Origin of the sequence: Halobacterium noricense, from assembly GCF_021233435.1 — an archaeon.
GTDB lineage: Archaea > Halobacteriota > Halobacteria > Halobacteriales > Halobacteriaceae > Halobacterium > Halobacterium noricense.
Genome location: NZ_CP089468.1, coordinates 893500 through 914652 on the forward strand (window position 1 = coordinate 893500; position 21153 = coordinate 914652).

Genomic DNA, 21153 nt, shown 5'->3' on the forward strand with positions numbered 1-21153 from the left:
AGCGCGCTGTTAGGGTGCGTACTCGGGGCACGCGCACCCGCTCGGCTTCCTCGACGTAGGCGTCGTGCCACGACGGGTCGTGCGGTTCGAGCGCGACGGCGTCGCGGGGGAGCCCGACCATCCGACTGTTACTCGTCGCCTCTCGCGTCGCCGGAGAGGAAGATGCTCTCTTTGCCGGCGTGGAAGCGGTCGAGCGCACGCATCGTCCCGATGTACGACCCGATGGCGATGACCGTGACGACGGCGAGGAGGACGAACCCGTACCAGACCAGTTGGGCAGCCATGCCTGTACTGAGGCCAGCGTCTACCTTCAACGTTCGGCGAGACTTCGAGAGTATCTGCCCAGGGGCTGCGGTAGTCAGCGTTCGGAAAACGGAGGCATTACTGCGGTTAGAGCGCGTCCCAGGCCTTCATCGCGCGCGACCACGACGTAATCTTCGCAATCCAGCGCGCGGCCGCGCCCTTCTTCAGCAGCTTCGCGGGCGTGCTGTTGAACGTCCGGACGGGCGCGGCGACGCCGTTCACTTCGACGTCGTGCGCGATGGCGGTTTCGCCGATGGAGACCAGCGTCCCCTGGTCGTCGTACGTCCACGTGCGCAGCGGGCGGTCGTCGATGGCGCGCGAGATGTTCTCGGCGGCGACGTCGGCGGCCTGCCAGGCAGCCTGCGCGGTCGGCGGCGCGACCTCGTCGTCGCCCTGTTCGACGAGCGAGCAGTCCCCGACCGCGAACACGCGGCCGTCCTCCGTCTGGAGGTTCGAGCCCGCCTGCAGGCGGTTGTGCTCGGCTTCGAGGTCGACGTCGGAGAGCTCGCTGGGGCCGGTGACGCCACCCGTCCAGAGGAACACGTCGGAGGAGAGGTCGTCGCGCTCGTCGAATTCGAGGCTGTCCTCGGTCGCCGCGGTGATGGGGTCGTCGGTGAGAATCTCGATGCCGCGTTCCTCCAGGCGGTGGCGGAGCGCGCCCTGAATCTCGCTGTCGCCCGGCGGGAAGATTTCGGGCAGCGCCTCCACGAGCGTGACGTCGATGGGCGCGTTGTGGCGGTCGCGGAACTCCGCGAGTTCGCCCGCGCTCTGGATGCCAGAGAGGCCCGCGCCGCCGACGACGACCTGCGCGCGGTCCTCGCGGGTGGCTTCCTTCGCGGCGGCCTTGACGTCCTCGTGGATTTCGAGGGCGTCGTCGAGGCCCTTCAGCGTGTGGGGGTGTTCGCCCATCCCCTCGATGCCGTAGGTCGCCGTCTCGGAGCCGATGCCGACGAGGAGGTAGTCGTAGTCGATGGCGTCCCCCTCGTCGAGTTCGACGGTGCGGTCGTCGGTGTCGACGTCGACGACTTCGTCGTGGACGAACCGCGTCCCGTGGGATTTGATGTCCTCGACGGGAATCGTAATCTTGTCCTCGACGCCCGGGTCGCGGATAATGCGGTGGGCTTCGTGGAGGACGAGGTGGTAGTCGGTCTCGGAGACCCAGACGAGTTCCGTGTCGGGGTCGAGTTCGGCTTCGAGCTTCGACACGGCACCAGCGCCAGCGTAGCCGGCACCGAGAACGACGACTCTGGTTGTCATACGGAAGCCTGTGTGACCCGGTGATACAAAGGCTTTGAAACGCCGCTCGTCAGTGCTCGGGCTCTTCGGCGGGCGCTTCCATCGAGTCGATTTTCAGGATGAGGATGTTCGCGGTGTCGTCTTTGCCGTCCAGCGTCCCCTCGATGACGAGCTTCGACAGCGGCGTCGGCCCGACGGTGACGCTGTCGCCCTCGTGGAACTCCCGGATGGAGCCGCGGAGGTGGATTTCGGCGCGGCAGAGTTCGGGGTGGTGGACGCTCGTCAGGCCGATTTCCTCGACGTTCGCGTCTTCGAGGAGTTCGCCCTCGTGGCGTACGGGAACCTCGGCGGCCGTGTCCAGTTTCTGGATTTCCAGCGCCTCGTAGGCGTTGACAGTCGGCTTGTAGCCGCCCTTCGGGCCGGGGACGCCCTCGACGAGCTGGAGCGCTTTCAGGCTCTGCATCTGGTTCCGGATGGTGCCCGGGTTGCGGTCGACCTCCTCGGCGATGTCCTCGCCCTTGACGGCCTGCTCGCGCTCGGTGTAGAGGTCAACGAGCGCGCGCAGTATCGTCTTCTGACTGGAGGTCAGTTCAATCGATGACATACGATTGGTTTGGCCGGTGTTTTCCATAAATCCCCCGATGGGGAGACCACCTGCAGGCGGCGAAGCGGTAGGTTTTACGGCACGACCGCCAATTCACGCGCATGGACGGAAATCGCGTTCTCGTCACCGGTGGCGCGGGGTTCATCGGGTCGAACCTCGCGAACCACCTCGCCGCGGACAACGACGTCATCGCGCTCGACAACGGCTTCCTCGGGACGCCGGAGAATCTCGACGATGCCGTCGAGTACGTCGAAGCGGACGTGCTCGACGACGACCTGCCGACGAACGTCGACGTCGTCTACCACCTCGCCGCGCTCTCGTCGCGACAGATGCTCGAAGAGAACCCGCGCGAGGGCGCTCGCGTCAACATCGAAGGGTTCGTGAACGTCGTCGAACAGGCCCACGACGACGGCTGCGACACCATCGTCTACGCATCGACGTCGTCGGCGTACGGCAGCCGCACCGAACCCAGCCCCGAGGACATGGAACTGGAGGCCGCGACCGGCTACGACGCGTCGATGCTCGGCCGCGAGCGCTACGCGGAGTACTACAACAACTTCTACGACGCCCTCTCGTGTGCGGGAATGCGGTTCTTCTCGGTCTACCAGGGCTACGGCGGCAACGAGGCCCACAAGGGCGAGTACGCCAACACCGTCTCCCAGTTCACCGAGAAGATTGCGAACGGCGAGTCGCCCGTGCTGTGGGGCGACGGCACTCAGACCCGCGACTTCACGCACGTCGACGACATCGTGCGCGGGCTCGTGACGACCGCCGAGCACGATGTCGCGGGCGTCTACAACCTCGGAACGGGCGAGGCGTACTCGTTCAACGAGATGGTCGAGCTCATCAACGACGCGCTCGGCACGAACGTCGAACCCGAGTACGAGCCGATTCCGCTGGAGAACTACGTCCACGACACGTGCGCGGACATCTCCAAAATCGAGGAAGCCACCGGCTGGGAACCCCAGATTTCCTTCGAGGAGGGCGTCGAGCGCGTCGTCGAACCCTACCGCGACGACTGATTCTACCGACGCGCGCTTCGCCGTCGCGGAACCGCACGCACTAAGGGTCGCTCGCCGTAGCTACGCGCATGGCCAAGACCGTCCACGTCATCGGCGCACCGATGGACTACGGCTCGGACCGACGCGGGGTCGACATGGGCCCGTCGGCGATTCGCTACGCCGACCTCGCCGCGGAGCTCGACGCGGCGGGCGTCGACGCCGTCGACACCGGTGACCTGCTCGTCCCCCGGGCGGAGGCGCGCGAGCCCAGCGACGGGCGCGCGAAGTTCCTCGACGAAATCGAGGAGGTCACCGCCCGACTCGCCGACGAGGTCGCGGACACGCTCGCGGACGGCGCGTTCCCGCTCGTGCTCGGCGGCGACCACGCGGTCGCCATCGGGTCGCTGTCGGGGAGCGCGCGGGACGCCGAAATCGGCGCGCTTTGGCTGGACGCCCACGGGGACTTCAACACGCCCGCAACCTCGCCGAGCGGGAACGTCCACGGGATGCCCCTCGCGGCGGCGCTGGGCCGCGGCGAGTTCGCGGACACCGAGTGGGCGAACGCTGCCGGCCTCCGGGAGGAGAACGTCGCGCTCGTCGGCCTCCGGAACCTCGACCCCTCCGAGCGCGACGCCATCCGCGAGAGCGAGATGACCGCGTTCACGATGAGCGACATCGACGAGCGCGGCGTCACCAGCGTCGTCGACGAAGCCCTCGACATCGTGACCGCGGGCACCGACGGTGTGCACGTCTCGCTGGACGTCGACTGGCTCGACCCGGACGAAGCCCCCGGCGTCGGGACGCCCGTCCGCGGCGGCGCGACCTACCGGGAAGCCCACGCGGCGCTGGAAGCGATTGCGCAACGGGACACCGAGGAGGAGTGTCTACGTTCGCTGGAGGTCGTGGAAGTGAACCCGATTCTGGACGAGTCGAACCGGACCGCGGACATCGCGGCGGAACTGGCCGCGAGCGCGCTCGGCAAACGAATTCTCTAAACGTACCTTTTGCTGCGGTCGCGCGCCTGCGGCGCGCTCCCTGGCAAAAGCTACGCTAAAAGCACTCCTCCCTCCAGCGCACCGCTTCGCGGTGCTTAGTCGGTCGTCGGCCTGCGCTCACTCGCTTCGCTCGTTCGCGCAGTGAACCGCGTCGCTCGGGTCCGTTGGACCGCTCGCTCGCGGATGCGATTTCGATAGAAAAGTTGGTGAGCCGTTACTCGTCGGCTTCGCTCTCGTCTTCTTCGTCGCCGTTCTCGTTCTCGCTGGGGCGGTAGACGGAGACGTCGGCGACTTCGTCGCCTTCCTCGACGTCCATCACTTTCACGCCCTTCGTGTTCCGGCCGACCGTCGAAACCTCGTCGACCGGGAGCCGGATAATCTGGCCGCCCTCGCTCATCGCGACGAGGTTGTCCTCGTCGCTGACTGTGTCCAGAGAGACGACGTTGCCGTTGCGCTCCCCGGTCTTGATGTCCACGAGCCCCTTGCCGTTCCGGGACTGCTTGCGGTACTCCGACAGCGGCGTGCGCTTCCCGTAGCCGTACTCGGTGACGGTCAGCAGGGTGCGCTCGTCGTCGGGTTCGACCGGCGCGAGGCCCGCGACCCGGTCGTCGCCTTCGAGGTCCATCCCGCGGACGCCGCGGGCGTTGCGGCCCATCGCGCGGACGTCCGTCTCGTCGAAGCGAATCGCCATGCCGTGCTCGCTGCCGAGCACGACGTCGTGGCTGCCGTCCGTGACCTCGACGTCAGCGAGCTCGTCGCCGTCTTCGAGGCTGATGGCGATGATACCCGTCGAGCGGATGTTCTCGAACTCGCCGACGGTCGTGCGCTTCACGTAGCCGTGGCGGGTCGCCATCGTGAGGTACTCCTCGTCGGACTCGAAGTCGAGGTCGTCGGCGGTGACGACCGCGGAAATCTCCTCGCCGTCGTCGAGGTCGAGGATGTTCACGGCAGAAGTGCCCCGCGCCGTGCGGGACATCTCCGGCACCTGGTGGACCTTCAGGCGGTAGACCTGGCCCTGGTTCGTGAAGCAGAGCAGGTAGTCGTGGGTGCTCGCGGTGAACACCGCGGAGACGCGGTCCTCGTCTTTGAGGTCGGTGCCGATGATGCCCTTGCCGCCGCGGTGCTGGGCGTCGAAGGTGTCCGCGGGCACGCGCTTGATGTAGTCGCTCTCGGAGAGCACGACCACGACGTCCTCCTCGGGGATGAGGTCCTCGTCGGTGACCGTGCCCGTGTCCTCGATGAACGACGTGCGGCGCTCGTCGGCGTACTGCTCTTTGATGTCGCGGAGTTCGTCCTTGATGACCGAGAGGAGTTCCGCCTCGCTGCCCAGAATCTCCTCGAGGCGCTCGATGCGCGCGGTGACGTCCTCGTACTCGGACTCGATTTCGGCGGCCTCCATCGACGTGAGGCTGCCGAGCTGCATCCGGACGATGTGGTCGGCCTGCGCCTGCGTGAACCCGAATTCGTCCTTGAGGGCTTCCTTGGCGTCGTCGCGGTCCTCGGCGTTCTGGATGGTCTCGACCACGTCGTCGGCCTGCTCTAAGGCCTTCAGGCGGCCTTCGAGGATGTGCGCACGGTCCTCGGCTTCCGCGAGGTCGTGCTCGGAGCGCCGCCGCACCACTTCCTTGCGGTGGGCGACGTACTCCTCGAGCATCTCCTTGAGCGTGAGGACCTTCGGCTGGCCGTCCACGAGCGCGAGGTTGATGACACCGAACGTGCGTTCGAGGTGGGACTCCAGCAGGTGGTTCTCCACCACGTCCGTGTTCGCGTTCCGTTTGAGTTCGACGACGATGCGGATGCCGTTCCGGTCGGACTCGTCGCGGAGGTCGCGCACGCCGTCGAGGTCGCCGTCGCGGACGTCGTCGGCGATGCGCTCGACGAGCTTCGACTTGTTCTGCTGGTAGGGCAGCTCCGTGATGACGATGCTGTCACTCGAATCGCCCTCCTCGACGTGGTACTCGGCGCGCATTCGGACGCGGCCGCGGCCCGTCTGGTAGGCCTGCTTGACGGCCGAGCGCCCGACGATGTTCCCCGCGGTCGGGAAGTCAGGTCCCTTCACGTGGTCCATCAGGTCCACGACCGTGCAGTCGGGGTTGTCGATGAGGTGGACGGTCGCGTCCACGACCTCGCCGAGGTTGTGCGGCGGGACGTTCGTCGACATCCCGACCGCAATCCCCGAGGAGCCGTTGACGAGCAGGTTCGGGAACGCCGACGGTAGCACCGTCGGCTCCTGCAGGCGGTCGTCGTAGTTCGACTGGAAGTCGACAGTGTCCTTCTCGATGTCCGTCAGCAGCTCCTCCGCGATGGACGCCATGCGGGCTTCCGTGTACCGCATCGCCGCGGCCGGGTCGCCGTCAACGCTGCCGAAGTTCCCCTGGCCGTCCACGAGCGGGTGGCGCATCGAGAAGTCCTGAGCCATCCGCACGAGCGCGTCGTAGATGGCGGAGTCGCCGTGCGGGTGGTAGTCGCCCATCGTGTCCCCGACGATGTTCGAGGACTTCCGGTGGCTGGAGCCACTGGAGATTCCCGCCTCGTGCATCGCGTAGAGGATGCGGCGGTGGACGGGCTTGAGGCCGTCCCGGACGTCCGGGAGCGCGCGGCCCGCGATGACGCTCATCGCGTAGTCGATGTACGACTGTTCCATCTCCTCGTCGACGCGGACGTTCTTCACGCGGTCCGCGACGTCGTCGGGTACGTCTGGTGATTCGGAACTCATGTTAGATGTCCACCCACTCTGCGTCCGTGGCGTGCTCCTGGATGAAGCGCTTGCGCGGCTCGACGGCGTCCCCCATCAGCACGGAGAACATCTTGTCCGCGGCGGCGGCGTCGTCGACGGTGATGCGCTTGAGGATGCGGTTGTCCGGGTCCATCGTGGTGTCCCAGAGCTGCTGGGGGTTCATCTCCCCGAGGCCCTTGAACCGCTGGACCTGCGTCGGGTTGCCGTCGCACTGCTCCTCGATAATCTGTTCGCGTTCCTCCTCGGTCATCGCGTCGTACGTCTCGCCGCGGTACCGGATGCGGTACAGGGGCGGCTGGGCGGCGTACACGTAGCCGGCTTCCAGCAGCGGCTTCATGTGCCGGTAGAAGAACGTCAACAGCAGCGTGCGGATGTGCGCGCCGTCGACGTCGGCGTCGGTCATCATCACGATTTTCTTGTACCGGATGTCGTCGATGTCGAACTCGTCGCCGATGCCGGTGCCGAGCGCGGTGATGATGTGGCGAATCTCGTCGTGTTCGAGGATGCGGTCGAGGCGGTGTTTCTCGACGTTCAGAATCTTCCCGCCGAGCGGGAGAATCGCCTGGAACTCGGGGTTGCGGCCCTGTTTCGCGGAGCCGCCCGCGGAGTCGCCCTCGACGATGAACAGCTCGGCGTCGTCGGGGTCTTTCGTCTGGCAGTCCGCGAGCTTCCCCGGGAGGCTCGTCGAGGAGAGTGCGCTCTTGCGGCGCGTCAGCTCCTTGGCCTTCTTCGCGGCCTTCCGTGCCTTCGCGGCTTCGACGGCCTTCCGGACGACGGCTTCGGCGGTGCCCGGGTTCTCCTCGAAGTACGTGCCCAGTCCCTCGTGGATCGTGCCCTCGACGATGCCCCGGACCTCGCTGTTGCCGAGTTTCGTCTTCGTCTGCCCCTCGAACTGCGGGTCGGGGTGTTTCACGGAGACGACCGCGGTGAGGCCTTCGCGGATGTCCTCGCCCGTGAGGTTCTCGCCGTCGAGCTCCGAGAGCAGGTTGTTCTCGTTGGCGTAGTCGTTGACCGTGCGCGTGAGCGCGGTCTTGAACCCCGTGAGGTGGGTGCCGCCCTCGCGGGTGTTGATGTTGTTCGCGAAGGCGTGCGTCGAGGACTGGAGGTCGTCGGTCGCCTGCATCGCAATTTCGACCTGGATGCCGTCCTCGTCGCTCTCGAAGTAGATGACGTCGTCGTGCAGCGACCGCCGGCTCTCGTTGAGGTACTCGACGAACTCGCGGATGCCGCCCTCGTACTCGAACGTCGAGGATTCGGCTTCCTCGCCGCGCTCGTCGGTGAGCGTGATTTCGACGCCGGAGTTGAGGAAGGCGAGTTCGCGCAGGCGGTTCTCGAGTGTGGAGTAGTCGAACTCCAGCGTCTCGAAGATGTCGGCGTCCGGGCGGAACCGAATCAGCGTGCCCGTCTCTTCGGCGCCGACGTCGCCGATGCGCTCGAGGTCAGTGACGGGTTCGCCGTGCTCGAACTTCTCGCGGTACTTCCCGCCCCCGCGGGAGACCTCGACCGCGAGGCGCTCGGAGAGCGCGTTCACGACGGAGACGCCGACGCCGTGGAGCCCACCGGAGACCTGGTAGGACTTCCCGTCGAACTTCCCGCCGGCGTGCAGGACGGTGAGGATGACCTCGACCGCGGGTCGGTCGTACTCCTCGTGGGTGTCTATGGGGATGCCGCGACCGTCGTCCTCCACGCTGACCGAGCCGTCGTCGTGGAGTGTCACCTCGATGCGGTCGCAGTATCCGGCTAGTGCTTCGTCGATGGAGTTGTCCACGACCTCGTAGACGAGATGATGGAGGCCACGAGCGTCAGTGGAACCGATGTACATCGCCGGCCGTTTCTGGACGGCTTCGAGCCCCTCCAGAACCTGGATTTGGCCAGCGCTGTACTCGCTTTGGTCAGACATGAACGTTGAATCTCCCTAGGCTCCCCGCCGGTAAAAAGGACTCGCACGCGTGCGCGCGAAAACCCCGATTGTCTTGCGCTCGTCTGCCGTCCCGCGTTCAGTTTCACTTTCACCCCGCACACCGCTGGGGTTTTACCCACCGAACGGGAACTACGAGTATCGAATGACGTCCTTCCAGTCGACACTCGGCGAGGAGGAGGGCATCGCGGAGGAGCTCGCCGCGAGCCAGCGCGAGATCTCCATCGCCGAGTTCTTCGAGAAGAACAAGCACATGCTCGGCTTCGACAGCGGAGCCCGAGGGCTGGTCACGGCCGTCAAGGAGGCCGTCGACAACGCCCTGGACGCCACCGAGGAAGCCGGCATCCTGCCCGACATCTACGTCGAAATCGAGGAGGGCCGTGACTACTACACCCTCGTCGTCGAGGACAACGGCCCCGGCATCACCAAAGAACAGATTCCGAAAATCTTCGGGAAGCTCCTGTACGGCTCGCGCTTCCACGCCCGCGAGCAGTCCCGCGGCCAGCAAGGAATCGGGATTTCAGCGGCTGTACTGTACTCTCAGCTGACTTCCGGCAAACCCGTCCGCATCGAGAGCCGCACGCAGGATTCGGGCGTGTCCAACTACTACGAGCTCATCATCGACACGGACACCAACGAGCCCGAAATCAGCGTCGAGGAGGAGCTCTCCGCGGCGGGGAGCGACCTCCGCGGGACCCACGGCACGCGCATCGAGATGGACCTCGAAGCGAACATGCGCGCTCGCGGCCAGCTCCACGATTACGTGAAGCACACCGCGGTCGTCAACCCCCACGCGCGCATCGAACTGCAGGAGCCGAAGGGCGAAATCAAGGCCGAGCGCGCCGAGGGCGCGGGCCTCCCCGAGGAGACCGAGGAGATTCGCCCCCACCCGCACGGGGTCGAACTCGGGACACTCATCAAGATGCTCGGCGACACCGACTCGCACTCCGTCTCCGGGTTCCTCCAGTCGGAGTTCACCCGAGTCGGGAAGAAAACCGCCGACGGAATCGTGGACGCGTTCCGCGACCGCCACTACGGCCGAGAACTGCGGTGGCGGCCGCCGGGCATCGACGCGGAGACGGACCTCGAAGCCGCCGTCGTGGACGCCGTCTCGAACAAGGGTGCCGACGACACCGCGGCGTTCGCCGAGCGCGTCGCCGACGCCATCGAAGATGCGGAGCGCGTCGCGTACTCCGAACTCGAAGCGCTCGTCGCCGACGCCGCCGAAGAGTCCGAGGAGGCTTCGGGCAAGACGTTCGGCGACACCGTTCAGGAGCACGTCGTCGACGCGGTGTGGACGGCGCTGACTGAGGACCGCGCGGCCGACGTCTTCCTCGCGGTCGACGCCGCGACGACCGTCCAGAAGGACGACGCGACCGTGCGCGGGCTCGCCGAACGCATCGCCGACAAGTTCGGCAGCGACACGCCCCGCGACCGCGTGACGCGCGCCGAATTGGCGGAGTTCGTCTACCGCGCCGCGGAGATGACCGAGGAGGTCGAGGACGCGACCGTCGGCGACACCGCCCGCGAGAACGTCGTCGAGGAACTCTGGACCGACATGGCGACCGTGCCCGACGACCTCCCGAAGACCAAGGACGTCGCGGGCGACCGCGACACCGCCAGCGAACTGCTGGACGCGATGGCGAGCGTCGACGTGATGGCCCCGCCGACCTCCTGTCTGTCGCCCATCAAGGACGACCTCGTGGAGGCCGGCCTCCGCAAGGAGTTCGACGCCGAGTTCTACTCCGCGGCCACCCGCGACGCCGAGGTCCACGGCGGCGACCCGTTCATCGTGGAAGCCGGCATCGCGTACGGCGGCGAACTCGAAGACCAGGGCGGCGTCGACCTGCTGCGGTTCGCGAACCGCGTGCCGCTGGTTTACCAGCGCGGCGCGTGCGCGACCACGAACGTCGTCAAGGACATCGGCTGGCGGAACTACAATCTCGACCAGCCCGGCGGCAGCGGCCTCCCGCAGGGTCCCGCCGTCATCATGGTTCACGTCGCCTCGACGAACGTGCCGTTCACCAGCGAATCCAAGGACGCCGTCGCGTCCGTCGAGGAAATCGAGGACGAAATCGAGCTCGCGGTCCGCGAGGCCGCTCGCGACCTCAAGTCCTTCCTCAACAAGCGCCAGTCGATGCGCAAGCGCCAGCAGAAACAGAACGTCATCATGGACATCCTCCCCACGATGGCGGGGAAAGTCTCGGACATGACCGGCAACGAGCCCCTCGACGTCGACGACTCGCTGGCGCGCATCATGAACAACGTCCTCGTCGAGCGCGAACTCGACGACGGCGAGGTGACGCTGCGCGTCGAGAACCACGGCAGCACGGCCGCGGACGTCGACGTCACGGACATCGTCACCGCCAAGCCCGCGGACGCCTCCGACGGCAACGTCGTGGAGATGGACGGCGAGTGGTTCGTGAAGTGGTCGCCGTCGATCTCCGGCGGCGACACCGCGGAACTGACGTACAGCGTCCCGGACGACGCGGAGTTCGACCTCTCCGTGCAGGGCGTCGAGGACGCCCGCCTCACTGTCAACTAATGAGCGACGCAAACACCCCAGACACCCCGAAGGGCGACGACGCCCGCGACCAGCTCGTCGAGCTGGCCGAACAGTTCTACGACCAGTTCGAGCGCGGCGACGTTCCGAAGATGTCGCTGCCCACGCGCTCGAAGTCCAACATCGAGTACGACGAGGACTCCGACGTGTGGGTGTACGGCGACCGTACGAGCACGCGCTCGGCGAACTCCGTGCGCGGCGCGCGCAAACTCCTCAAGTCCGTTTACACCATCGACTTCCTCGCCCAGCAGCTCGACGAGGACCGCTCGTCGACGCTACGTGAACTCTACTACCTCTCCGAGTCGTGGGACGAGGAGGAAGCCCAGTTCAACGACCAGAGCGAGTCCGACAAGCTCGTCGAGGACCTCGAAATCGTCTCCGGCGTGAAGCGCGAGGACTTCCACATGCGCCCCGAGGAATCCGGCGCGAAGGTGATGGGGCCACTGCGCATCCGCGAGCAGACCAACCGCGGCGACCGCGAGATTCACTGCCAGGACGACGTCGGGCAGGGCGGCTACCAGATTCCGAACAACCCCGACACCATCGAATTCATGGACTGTGACGCGGAGTTCGTGATGTGCGTGGAGACCGGCGGGATGCGCGACCGCCTCGTCGAGAACGGCTTCGACGACGAGTACGACTGCCTCGTCGTCCACCTCGGCGGCCAGCCTGCGCGGGCGACGCGCCGGCTCACCAAGCGCCTCCACGACGAACTCGGCCTCCCTATCACCGTGTTCACTGACGGTGACCCGTGGTCGTACCGCATCTTCGGCTCCGTCTCCTACGGCTCCATCAAGTCCGCGCACCTCTCGAAGTACCTCGCCACCCCGGAAGCGCAGTTCGTCGGCATCCGCCCGCAGGACATCGTCGACTACGACCTGCCGACGGACCCGCTCGGCGATTCCGACGTGAACGCCCTCGAATCCGAACTGGAGGACCCGCGCTTCCAGAGCGACTTCTGGACGGAGCAAATCGAACTCCAGCTCGACATCGACAAGAAGGCCGAACAGCAGGCACTCGCCTCCCGCGGCCTCGACTTCGTGACGGACACCTACCTGCCCGAGCGCCTCGACGAGATGGGCGTCCTGTAGTCGGGCCGCCGTCCTCGTTTTCCGCGTCTCGGTTGCCGCCGGGGATAGCGACTTGAACCTGCGGGACGCGTCGCCGCTATGGACCACCGCCCGGCGCTCCGCGACCACCCGGTCGTGGTCGCCAGCATCCTCGGTACGGCCGTCGCATCGGGCGCGTACGAAATCGTCCCCGCGAGCACGACCCCGGTGTTGTCCGCGCAGCTCGGCGCGAGCGCCGCGGAAGTGAACTGGCTCGTCAGCGTCATGCTCGGCGTCGCCGTCGTCGCCAGCCTCCCCGCGGGGGCCGTCGTCGACCGGTTCGGCGCGCCACGTAGTTTCGCGTTCGCGACCGCCGTGTTTCTCGTCGGCGGCGCCGCGAGCTGGCAGTTCACCCAGCAGGGAGCCTACTGGCCCGTGCTGTGGTCGCGCGTCGTCGCCGGCCTCGGCTTCGTCCTCCTCTGGAACACCGGCCTCACCGTCTTCGGGCAGTTCCGGAACGCCGCGACCGCCACCGGCCTGTTCACCGCCAGCGGCCCAATCGGGTTCGCTGTCGGCCACCTCACGGGCCCGACCATCGTCGCCGAGTACGGCGCCGCCTCGGTCTTCCTCGTCTACCCGCTGTTCTTGCTGCCCGCGCTCGCCGGCATCCTCCTCGGCTGGGAGAGCGACCTGTCGGGCGGCGGCACCGGGAAGATTCCCGCGCTCGGCGACGTGCTCGACGTCGCGCGCAACCGCGCCGTCCTGTTAATCTGCGTGCTCGGGTTCGTCGCGTACTCGCTGTACCTCTTCGTCAACAGCTGGGTGCCGACGTACCTCACCAGCGAATTGGGCCTGTCACTCGCACAGAGCGGCGCGCTCACCGCGACGTTCCCGCTCCTCGGGGCCGGTGCGCGCGCCAGCGGCGGCGTCGTCACCGACCGGCTGTTCGGCGGGCGCGCCCGCCCGGTCGTGCTCGCGTCGCTGGTCGTTTCGGGTATCACGCTCGTCGGCATCGCGCTCTCCGAGACGTACCTCGTGGTCGCGGCGTTCCTGCTCGTCGGCGGCTACTTCGTGCAGTTGAGCCTCGGCCTCTTCTACGGCGTCGTGCCGCGCACAGTTTCCGACGACAGCGTCACCACGGCCGTCGCGTTACTCACGAGTCTCGGTCTGTTCGGCGCGTTCAGCGCGCCCCTAATCGCTGGCGAGGTGATTCAGGCAACCGGCTCGTACGCCGCCGCGTTCGGCTACGCGCTCGCGCTCACGGTCGTCGGGTTCGCGCTCGCCGTGCCGTACTTCCACGACTGACCGTCAGTCCAGCAGGTCGGGCACGTCCGCCAGCGAGTCACGGACGTAGTCGGGCTGGACGTCGCTGTCCGCGAGGTCGGCGTCGCCGCTGACACCCGTGCGAACGAGCACCGTCGTCATCCCGGTGCGCTCGCCCATCGCGACATCCGTGTCGAGGCGGTCGCCCACGAGCACGCACTCGTCGCTCGGGACGCCGATGCGGTCGGCGGCGAGGCGCGCGGTCGTCGCCGACGGCTTCCCCAAGACTGCGTCGGGCTCCCGGCCCGTGACGCCCGCGACCGCGCGGATGATGGCCCCCGACCCGGGCATCCGTCCGTCCTCGGTGGGAATCGTGGTGTCGCGGTCCGTGCCGACGAACGCCGTCTCCTCGCCGAGCGCGTCGAGGGCGGCCTGCAGGTCGCGGTAGTGAAACTCGCGGTGGTAGCCCGCAACGACCACGTCTGCGGCGTCGGGGTCGTCGGTCAACGGCACGTCGGCGTCTCGCAGTTGGTCGACGATTGAGGCTTCGGCGATGGGAAACGCGGAGTCGTCGGCGTGGTTCTCGTGGAGGTACGCGACGGTCGCCGCCGTCGACGTGAGAACGTCGTCGGCGGTTGCGTCGACGCCCAACTCGCGGAGCCGCACCGCGTACTCGCGGGGCGGCACGGTCGGATTGTTCGTCAGGAAGAGCACGCGGTCGAGGCGCTCCCGTAGCGCGGCCACGGCAGCGGCGGCGCCCGGGAGCAGGGTTTCACCGCGGAGGACGGTGCCGTCGAGGTCCACGACAGCGCCACGAACGTTCATACCGCTCTTTGGGCGGCTAGCGTGTTTAACGCACCGCCGTCAGCCCTGCTGCTCGGCGAGGCGTTCGACGCGCTCGATGGTGTCGGCGTTCTCCGGGGGTTTGTCCTCGCGGACGGTGACGAACCGCGGGAACCGGAGCGCGTACCCCGACTCGTAGGTCGGCGACGTCTGAATCTCCTCGTAGCCAACCTCGAAGACGACGGCGGGTTCGAGGTCGACTTCCTGGCCGTCCTCGCTGCGGACGTGTGGCTCCAGGCGGTCCGTGAGGTCCGCGAGTTCCTCGTCGGTGATGCCGGTCGCGACCTTCCCGATGGTCGCGTACTCGCCGGTCGCCTCGTCGCGCGCGGAGAGCATGAACGTCCCGAGGAACGACGCACGCCGGCCCTCGCCCCACTCCGCGCCCGTCGCGACCAAGTCCAGCGTCTCCACGTCGGGCTTGCGCTTCAGCCAGTGCTTCCCGCGGTCCCCGGGCGTGTACGCCGCGTCCGGGTCTTTCAGCATGATACCCTCGTGGCCCGCTTCGAGGGCGCGCTCCTCGAAGGCCGCAATCTCGTCGGCGTCGTCCGTGACCTGAATTTCGGAGACCGCCGAGTCGTCATCAACGACGTCGCGGAGGCGCTGGTGGCGCTCCCGAAACGGCTCGTCCAGCAGGTCTTCGCCGCCGTCGGACGTCGTCCGACGAGCCCCCGATTTTCCGCCGGACTCGGGGACACCCGCGTGCAGGCAGTCGAAGGCGTTCAGTTCGACGCGAATCTCGTCGCGCATCTGCTCGACGTCGTGCTTGCGCCGGAAGCGCTTGAGAATCTCCTGGAACGGCAGCGGGCTCCCGTCGTCGTCGACCGCCACCGCCTCGCCGTCCAGAATCACGGGCGCGTCGACGTGGTCCTCGACGAACTCCACGAGCTCGGGGAGCGCGTCCGTGACGTCCTCCATGTTCCGCGAGTACAGCGACACCTCCTCGCCGTCCCAGTGGACCTGGACGCGCGCCCCGTCGAACTTCGTCTCCACGGCAGCCTCGTCCCACGAGTCGAGGGCGTCGGTGACGGTACCGGCCTGTGCGAGCATCGCCTGCACGGGCCGCCCGACTTCTAGGTGCATCGTGTCGAGGCCGTCCACGCCCTCGTCGCGGGCGGTGACGGCCACGAGCCCGTAGTCGTTCGACACCTGGAGCGCGCGCTCCGCGGCTTCGACGGGGACGTCGAACGCCTCCGCGATGGCGTCCCGGACCGCGCCCTCGCCGACGCCGATGCGCATCTCCCCGAGCACGAGGCGCGCGAGGTATCGTGCCTCCTCGCCCGAGCAGTCGTTGAACAGCCCGAAGAGGAGCGTCACCTTCTCGTCCTGGCTGCCGTCGCCCTCGGCGGCCGCGAGCGCGGTCAAGTCCTCGTACACCTCGGCGACGGTCAGGTCGTCGTCGCCGCTGTCTGCCGCAAACGCGCCGAGTCCCGCCTGCCCGCCGAGGTCGAGGTTTCCGGCGACTTCGCCGATGTCGCCGGTCTCCGCGAGTCGGTCCTCGACGTCCTCGACGGCGACGTTCGTCGACGCCGCGCGGGCCAGCGCCTCGTAGCAGAGCCGCGGCCCGATGTCGAGTTTCGTCTCCGAGTGCGCCGGGAACACCCGCCCCTGGACGAACCGCGCGACCACCGCCAGGTCGTCGCCGGCCTCGCCGAACAGGGCCGCGACCTTCGTGACGACGTCGAGGTCCGCGTCCGTCGCCTCGATGTCGGCGGCGTGCGCGGCGAACGAACCGAATTCCATTACGCTCCGATAGCCAGTTCCCGCAGTTAAAACGCGCGAACTGCACTCACCCACCCACCGCGCTTATTAGGCGCGGGGCGACAAGCCCCACGCCATGACAGGCCCGGACCTCGTGGAGCGAGTGCGCGACACCCTGGACGTGGACGCCGAGGCGTTCCAGCAGCAGGTCCGCGAGGACGCCGAGGTCGTGAAAGCCGAAGTCGCCGCGGGCACGTTCGACAACCCGCAGGCTATCGTCGGCCTCGAATACGAGTTCTACGCGGTCAACGACGAGGGGTCGCTGGCGCGCGTGCCGCGGCGCGTCCTGGAGTTCGTCGGCTTCGAGAAGGAACTGGGCCTCCACAACGCGGAGATGACGACGAGTCCCCAGCCGTTGAACGAGCACGGGCTGCGCGCCCAGGAGATGGAGGTGCGGGCGAACCTCGACGCCGCCGAGGAGCCGATGGACGCGGAGGGCCTGCACCTCGTCAGCGACGGTATGTGGACGATACCGCCGGAAGGCGAGACCGCCCGCGACTACCTCACGGACAGCGTCTCCCGGGACGGCGTCGAAATCGCGACGAACATGTCGGCGTCCGCGCGCTACCACGCGATGGCCAACACCGACCAGCCCGCGGGGATGCGCCTCGACGCCCCGCACGTCTCGCTGGAGGCGGACACCGTGATGCCCGAAGCGCTCATCACGTCCATTCAGCCCCACTACCAGGTGCCACAGGCTGTCGACCTGCCGACGTACTTCCGGTACGCGCTCCGGTTCGCGGCGCCGCTGCTGGCGCTGTGCGTGAACTCGCCGTTGTTCCCGCCGGACCTCTACGACGACGAGGCCACACCGGAGGAGATTCTCGTCGACGGCTGGCAGGAGTCCCGCATCGACGTCTTCGAGACGGTGTTGAACGTCCCCGGCGAACAGCAGAAGGTCCGGTTCCCCGAGGACTTCGAGAGCGTCGCGGACGCTGTCGACCGGGTCGCCGAAGGCGAGACCATCGTCCCGATGCCGGTGTCGGGGAGCGGGCGCTTCGACGACGAGTTCGCGCACTGGCGGCGCAAGCACGGCACGTTCTGGCGGTGGGTGCGTCCGGTGTTCGGCGGCTCCTCGAAGGAGAACGCGAACGCCCGCATCGAATTCCGGCCCATCGCCGGCCAGCCGACCGTCCGCGACACCATCGCGGTACAGGCGGCGTTCGCGGGCCTCCTGGAGAACCTCCCGCGGACCGAACATCCGCTGTACGACCTCCACTGGGAGACCGCCCGCGAGAGCTTCTACGACGCCGCGCGCAACGGCCTTGACGCAGACCTCGCGTGGATAACCAGCGACGGCGACCGCGTCACCGACACCGCGGCCATCTACGCCGACCTCTTCGAACAGGCCGAAGCCGGCCTGCGGCGGCGTGGCCTCTCGAACGAGCAGGCCGCGAAGTACCTGTGGCCGCTGCGCCAGCGCGCCCGCCACGAAATCACGCCCGCGGCGTGGAAGCGCGACCGCGTCCGGAGCGCGCTCTCGGACGGCAACTCCTTCGAGAACGCGGTGTACGCGATGCAGTGCGAGTACTTCGAGAAGCAACGCGAGACGCTCCTCGACGGGAATTTCGCGGACTGGCTCGGACGGGGCGACGGCCTCGACTGAACGGCGGACGCGCCGCTACGGCCGTGAGAAAAACGGAGGAGAGGGGGACGAAGGTGGTCGAGGCGGCCGTTACAGGACGTCGTCGACGTCCTTGTGGCCGACAATTTCGACGTTCTCGGGCGTAATCTTCGTGACGTGGATGCCGTTGCCGGAGGCGGTGTCGCGCTCGCTGGCGGAGTCGATGGCCTGCGCGGCGACGGTGACGGCCTCGTCGGTGGTGAGGTCGTCGCTGAACTCCTGTTCGAGCACACCGAGCGCGTACGGCATGCCGGAGCCCTGCGCGGTGTAGTTGTCCGAGAGCGAACTCCCGGAGGGGTCGAGGCTGAAGACGTGGCCGCCCTCGTCGTCGACGCCGCCCAGAATCGGGACGACGCGGAAGAACGGACCGCCGCGGAGGAGGTTCGACGCCATGGTGGCGAGCGCGCTGACGGACATGTACTCGCCGCGGCGGGCCTCGTAGAGGTTCGCTTCCGCGCGCAGCGAGCGGATGAAGCTCTGCGCGCCGCCGACGGAGCCGGACATCGAGAGCGCCGCGTTGGGCTGAATCTCTTCGACCTTCTGGACGTCCTTGTTGGAGACGACGCGGCCGCCGAGGCTCGCGCGCATGTCGGAGGCCATCACGACGCCGTCCTCGGTGGTGAGGCCGACGATGGTGGTGCCGGTCTTGTTGACGTACTCGTCGTCAGCGCCCGAGCGGTCGTTGTCGGGGAGGGAGCCGACTTCCGGCTCGTAGGGGTTCTGGGTGCCGCCGAACCGTGCCTGGTTCCGGGCGAACTCCGAGCCCTCGTTGCTGTTGAACATTACCAGACGTTACCAGTCCGGGACGGATAAAACCATCTTTTCCGGGGATTCGCGACGCGGGAGAATCAGGCGATAGCGGCCGTCTCCGCCGGGTCTTCAGTTCGCAGCGCGGGCCTTGTACGCTTGCTCGGTGCGCTCGACGAGGCGGCGGACCGGGAGCGTGACGCCGGCGCGGCGAGCGAGTAGCGCGACGGGCAGCAACGCGATGCCCAGAGCGAGGGTGGACTGGTACAGCGTGAACAGCGCGAGTCGGGTGGCACGGTCGAACATCGGGATGGTCTCCGCCAAGGCGTATCCGTATAAATACTTTCCGGACGGGCGCATAAGGGTGACCTGGCGCTGTACTGCGATTATCGGCTTGGGCCGTTCGGCCGGGCCGCAGTCCCGCCGCAGCAAGCGCGAATCGTAACCGCGCCGTTGCCACCGCGACACCACGCCATAAGTTATGCAGACGTTTCTCGTCACGTCCGCCCGGGACGGCCAAACCACAAAGCACGACATTCCGCGCCCCGTTGAACGAATATGAGCAACTACGTCGTTGCGATGGAAGCTGCCTGGCTGGTGCGTGACGTCGAGAACTCCGACGACGCCATCGGCGTCGCCGTGAGTGAAGCCGGCAAACGACTGAACGACCAAGACCTCGACTACGTCGAAGTCGAGGCCGGCGTCACCACCTGCCCCGCGTGTGGCGAACCGCTGGACGCCGCGTTCCTCGCGGCGAACACCGCGCTCGTCGGGCTCGTCCTCGAACTCACCGTCTTCAACGCGGACAGCGTCGAGCACGCCGAGCGCATCGCGAAGAGCGAAGTCGGCGGCGCCCTCCGCGACGTCCCCCTCGAAGTCATCGAGGTCGTCGAGGAGGGCGGCGAGGGCGAAGCCGAGGAGCAGTAACCTCCCGAACCTTTATCAATAACTGTCGGTTATTCGCATGCATGCGTTTGCCGACGCCGAAGGACCTGCGCGAACGGCGCACCTCCCTCGAGCTCACGCAGAGCGAACTCGCCGAGCGCGCGGGCGTCTCACAGCCGCTCATCGCCCGCATCGAGGGCGGTGACGTCGACCCCCGCTTGTCGACGCTGCGCCGCATCGTCGAAGCGCTGGACGAAGCCGAGGGCGACGTCGTCCGCGCGGAAACACTCATGCACGAAGATGTCGTCAGCGTCGCGCCCGACGACGCCGTCAGCCACGCCGTCCAGAAGATGCAGGACGCTGGCTACTCGCAGCTTGCGGTCATCACGAACGGGGTTCCTGTGGGTTCCATCAGCGACAGCGACGTCGTCCACGCTGGCGAGGACGTCGGCGACCACCCCGTCCGGGACGTGATGAGCGAGAGCTTCCCCACCGTCTCCGAGGACGCCACGCTCGACGAGATTTCGAGCCTGCTGGACCACTACAAGGCCGTGATGGTCACGAAGGACGGCGAGACCGTCGGCATCATCACGCAGGCCGACGTCGCCGCGCGCATCAGTTAGAGCGACAGCCCGCGAATCTCGACGCTCGACGCGTCGCTCTCCACTACTTCGCCGATTTTCTTGCCGTCAGTCGCGGCCACGAGCGCGTCGGCGTCCGCCGGGTCGACGGCGACGACGAACCCGGTGCCCATGTTGAACGTGCGGTGCATCTCCTCGTCGCTGACGTTGCCGGCGTCCTGTACGAACGCGAAGATGTCCTGCGCTGGTAGCGGGTCCGTAACCTCGTAGCGGAACGCGCCCATGCGTTCGAGGTTCGTCCAGCCGCCACCGGTGACGTGGGCCGCGGCGTGCACGTCGTATTCGTGCAGCGCATCGAGCAAGTAGGTGTAGAGGCGGGTCGGCTCCAGCAGCGCCTCGCCCACCGTCTCGTAACCGTCGCCGGGAAACGGCTCGTCGAAGCCGCCCGCACGGTCGGCGGCCTCTCGTGCGAGCGTGAGCCCGTTCGAGTGGATGCCCGACGACGCGAACCCGACGAGGACGTCGCCTGCTTGTGCTTCTCCGGCGAGCAGGTCGTCGTCGGTCGCGATGCCGGCGACGGTGCCGGCGAGGTCGAAGTCGTTCACGACCTCCGGCATTACCGCCGTCTCGCCGCCGACGAGCGCGACGCCGGCTTCCTCGGCTCCGGCCGCCAGTCCTTCGCCCAATTCGGCAGCGCGCGTCTCGTCGGGCACGTCCACCGCGAGGTAGTCCACGAACGCCGCGGGCTCGACGCCCGCCGCGACGAGGTCGTTGACGTTCATCGCGATGCAGTCGATTCCAACCGTGGAGTAGTCCTCCACCGCGACTGCTACGAGTAGTTTGGTGCCGACGCCGTCGGTCGCGAGCGCGAGGTACTGGTCGCCGAGGTCCACCAAGCCCGCGTACTTGGTGGTGTCCCCGACCTCGGAGACCGCGCCGACCAGCGCCGCGGTCGCCGCCTCGCTGTCCTCGATGTCCACGCCCGCCTCGGCGTACGTGAGTTCGTCGTCGCTCCCGTCGCTCATACACGAGCGTGCGCATGTCGG

At 67.5% G+C, this 21153-nt stretch carries 18 protein-coding genes; 8 read left to right on the plus strand and 10 right to left on the minus strand.

The features are described 5' to 3' along the window. Positions 1-128: 128 nt before the first annotated feature. The 3 genes from LT974_RS04975 to LT974_RS04985 form a co-directional block, all read right to left on the minus strand. Complete coding sequence (locus tag LT974_RS04975) at positions 129-284, minus strand: hypothetical protein (RefSeq protein ID WP_232589581.1); 156 nt, start codon at positions 282-284, stop codon at positions 129-131. A gap of 106 nt (positions 285-390) precedes the next feature. After that, complete coding sequence (locus LT974_RS04980; protein WP_232589582.1) at positions 391-1560, minus strand: NAD(P)/FAD-dependent oxidoreductase; 1170 nt, start codon at positions 1558-1560, stop codon at positions 391-393. Positions 1561-1609: 49 nt separating this feature from the next. After that, a complete protein-coding gene (locus LT974_RS04985; protein ID WP_232589583.1) occupies positions 1610-2143 on the minus strand; it encodes an Rrf2 family transcriptional regulator in 534 nt (177 codons plus the stop codon). Between the two features lie 101 nt (positions 2144-2244). On the opposite strand from LT974_RS04985, the gene LT974_RS04990 reads away from it, so the two are divergent. Together LT974_RS04990 and rocF are read left to right on the plus strand one after the other, a co-directional pair. After that, positions 2245-3165, plus strand: coding sequence for an NAD-dependent epimerase/dehydratase family protein (locus LT974_RS04990; protein ID WP_232589584.1), 921 nt, complete (start codon positions 2245-2247; stop codon positions 3163-3165). A gap of 68 nt (positions 3166-3233) precedes the next feature. Then, positions 3234-4139: an arginase gene (gene rocF / locus LT974_RS04995; protein ID WP_232589585.1), complete on the plus strand. Its 906-nt coding sequence runs from the start codon at positions 3234-3236 to the stop codon at positions 4137-4139. Positions 4140-4353: 214 nt separating this feature from the next. On the opposite strand, the gene gyrA is transcribed toward rocF, so the two are convergent. Beyond that, the gene (gene gyrA / locus LT974_RS05000) at positions 4354-6855 is read right to left on the minus strand and encodes a DNA gyrase subunit A (protein WP_232589586.1); all 2502 of its coding nucleotides are present in this window, start codon (positions 6853-6855) and stop codon (positions 4354-4356) included. Between the two features lies 1 nt (position 6856). Next, on the minus strand, positions 6857-8776 hold the full coding sequence (gene gyrB / locus LT974_RS05005) for a DNA topoisomerase (ATP-hydrolyzing) subunit B (RefSeq protein WP_232589587.1): 1920 nt from the start codon (positions 8774-8776) through the stop codon (positions 6857-6859). A gap of 163 nt (positions 8777-8939) precedes the next feature. On the opposite strand from gyrB, the gene LT974_RS05010 reads away from it, so the two are divergent. The 3 genes from LT974_RS05010 to LT974_RS05020 all read left to right on the plus strand — a co-directional run bounded on the left by LT974_RS05010 (position 8940) and on the right by LT974_RS05020 (position 13711). After that, positions 8940-11339 carry a DNA topoisomerase VI subunit B gene (locus tag LT974_RS05010; RefSeq protein WP_232589588.1) on the plus strand — a complete coding sequence of 800 codons (2400 nt, stop codon included), beginning with the start codon at positions 8940-8942 and terminating at the stop codon, positions 11337-11339. Beyond that, on the plus strand, positions 11339-12448 hold the full coding sequence (locus tag LT974_RS05015) for a DNA topoisomerase IV subunit A (protein WP_232589590.1): 1110 nt from the start codon (positions 11339-11341) through the stop codon (positions 12446-12448). The genes LT974_RS05010 and LT974_RS05015 overlap by 1 nt, the downstream gene beginning before the upstream one ends. 78 nt (positions 12449-12526) lie before the next feature. Beyond that, positions 12527-13711, plus strand: a complete 1185-nt coding sequence (locus tag LT974_RS05020; protein WP_232589591.1) for an MFS transporter — start codon at positions 12527-12529, stop codon at positions 13709-13711. 3 nt (positions 13712-13714) lie between these two features. Here the strand turns inward: LT974_RS05020 and LT974_RS05025 are convergent, their stop codons facing one another. Continuing rightward, complete coding sequence (locus tag LT974_RS05025) at positions 13715-14494, minus strand: HAD-IIA family hydrolase (RefSeq protein ID WP_232589592.1); 780 nt, start codon at positions 14492-14494, stop codon at positions 13715-13717. Between the two features lie 39 nt (positions 14495-14533). Then, a complete protein-coding gene (ligA, locus tag LT974_RS05030) occupies positions 14534-16252 on the minus strand; it encodes an ATP-dependent DNA ligase LigA (RefSeq protein ID WP_232589593.1) in 1719 nt (572 codons plus the stop codon). Positions 16253-16346: 94 nt separating this feature from the next. Here ligA and LT974_RS05035 point away from each other — a divergent pair, with 94 nt between their 5' ends. After that, complete coding sequence (locus LT974_RS05035) at positions 16347-17876, plus strand: hypothetical protein (RefSeq protein WP_232589594.1); 1530 nt, start codon at positions 16347-16349, stop codon at positions 17874-17876. A 69-nt stretch (positions 17877-17945) separates the two neighbouring features. Here the strand turns inward: LT974_RS05035 and psmB are convergent, their stop codons facing one another. Both psmB and LT974_RS05045 read right to left on the minus strand, forming a co-directional pair. Beyond that, entirely contained in the window at positions 17946-18677 is a 732-nt protein-coding gene (psmB, locus tag LT974_RS05040) for an archaeal proteasome endopeptidase complex subunit beta (protein WP_232589595.1), read from the minus strand. A 96-nt stretch (positions 18678-18773) separates the two neighbouring features. Continuing rightward, the gene (locus LT974_RS05045; protein WP_232589596.1) at positions 18774-18947 is read right to left on the minus strand and encodes a hypothetical protein; all 174 of its coding nucleotides are present in this window, start codon (positions 18945-18947) and stop codon (positions 18774-18776) included. 252 nt (positions 18948-19199) lie between these two features. Here LT974_RS05045 and LT974_RS05050 point away from each other — a divergent pair, with 252 nt between their 5' ends. After that, entirely contained in the window at positions 19200-19568 is a 369-nt protein-coding gene (locus tag LT974_RS05050) for a DUF555 domain-containing protein (RefSeq protein WP_232589597.1), read from the plus strand. Between the two features lie 41 nt (positions 19569-19609). Beyond that, a complete protein-coding gene (locus LT974_RS05055; protein ID WP_232589598.1) occupies positions 19610-20149 on the plus strand; it encodes a CBS domain-containing protein in 540 nt (179 codons plus the stop codon). On the opposite strand, the gene purM is transcribed toward LT974_RS05055, so the two are convergent. Continuing rightward, positions 20146-21132 (minus strand): phosphoribosylformylglycinamidine cyclo-ligase, encoded by a 987-nt coding sequence (purM, locus tag LT974_RS05060; protein WP_232589599.1) that lies wholly within the window; start codon positions 21130-21132, stop codon positions 20146-20148. The genes LT974_RS05055 and purM overlap by 4 nt on opposite strands. Positions 21133-21153: the final 21 nt, after the last annotated feature.

What these genes read in the sequence shown, in the direction of transcription:
- LT974_RS04975 (WP_232589581.1), bottom strand. Translation starts at nt 284, where the DNA reads ATGGCTGCCCAACTGGTCTGGTACGGGTTCGTCCTCCTCGCCGTCGTC.
- LT974_RS04980 (WP_232589582.1), bottom strand. Translation starts at nt 1,560, where the DNA reads ATGACAACCAGAGTCGTCGTTCTCGGTGCCGGCTACGCTGGCGCTGGT.
- LT974_RS04985 (WP_232589583.1), bottom strand. Translation starts at nt 2,143, where the DNA reads ATGTCATCGATTGAACTGACCTCCAGTCAGAAGACGATACTGCGCGCG.
- LT974_RS04990 (WP_232589584.1), top strand. Translation starts at nt 2,245, where the DNA reads ATGGACGGAAATCGCGTTCTCGTCACCGGTGGCGCGGGGTTCATCGGG.
- rocF (WP_232589585.1), top strand. Translation starts at nt 3,234, where the DNA reads ATGGCCAAGACCGTCCACGTCATCGGCGCACCGATGGACTACGGCTCG.
- gyrA (WP_232589586.1), bottom strand. Translation starts at nt 6,855, where the DNA reads ATGAGTTCCGAATCACCAGACGTACCCGACGACGTCGCGGACCGCGTG.
- gyrB (WP_232589587.1), bottom strand. Translation starts at nt 8,776, where the DNA reads ATGTCTGACCAAAGCGAGTACAGCGCTGGCCAAATCCAGGTTCTGGAG.
- LT974_RS05010 (WP_232589588.1), top strand. Translation starts at nt 8,940, where the DNA reads ATGACGTCCTTCCAGTCGACACTCGGCGAGGAGGAGGGCATCGCGGAG.
- LT974_RS05015 (WP_232589590.1), top strand. Translation starts at nt 11,339, where the DNA reads ATGAGCGACGCAAACACCCCAGACACCCCGAAGGGCGACGACGCCCGC.
- LT974_RS05020 (WP_232589591.1), top strand. Translation starts at nt 12,527, where the DNA reads ATGGACCACCGCCCGGCGCTCCGCGACCACCCGGTCGTGGTCGCCAGC.
- LT974_RS05025 (WP_232589592.1), bottom strand. Translation starts at nt 14,494, where the DNA reads ATGAACGTTCGTGGCGCTGTCGTGGACCTCGACGGCACCGTCCTCCGC.
- ligA (WP_232589593.1), bottom strand. Translation starts at nt 16,252, where the DNA reads ATGGAATTCGGTTCGTTCGCCGCGCACGCCGCCGACATCGAGGCGACG.
- LT974_RS05035 (WP_232589594.1), top strand. Translation starts at nt 16,347, where the DNA reads ATGACAGGCCCGGACCTCGTGGAGCGAGTGCGCGACACCCTGGACGTG.
- psmB (WP_232589595.1), bottom strand. Translation starts at nt 18,677, where the DNA reads ATGTTCAACAGCAACGAGGGCTCGGAGTTCGCCCGGAACCAGGCACGG.
- LT974_RS05045 (WP_232589596.1), bottom strand. Translation starts at nt 18,947, where the DNA reads ATGTTCGACCGTGCCACCCGACTCGCGCTGTTCACGCTGTACCAGTCC.
- LT974_RS05050 (WP_232589597.1), top strand. Translation starts at nt 19,200, where the DNA reads ATGAGCAACTACGTCGTTGCGATGGAAGCTGCCTGGCTGGTGCGTGAC.
- LT974_RS05055 (WP_232589598.1), top strand. Translation starts at nt 19,610, where the DNA reads ATGCGTTTGCCGACGCCGAAGGACCTGCGCGAACGGCGCACCTCCCTC.
- purM (WP_232589599.1), bottom strand. Translation starts at nt 21,132, where the DNA reads ATGAGCGACGGGAGCGACGACGAACTCACGTACGCCGAGGCGGGCGTG.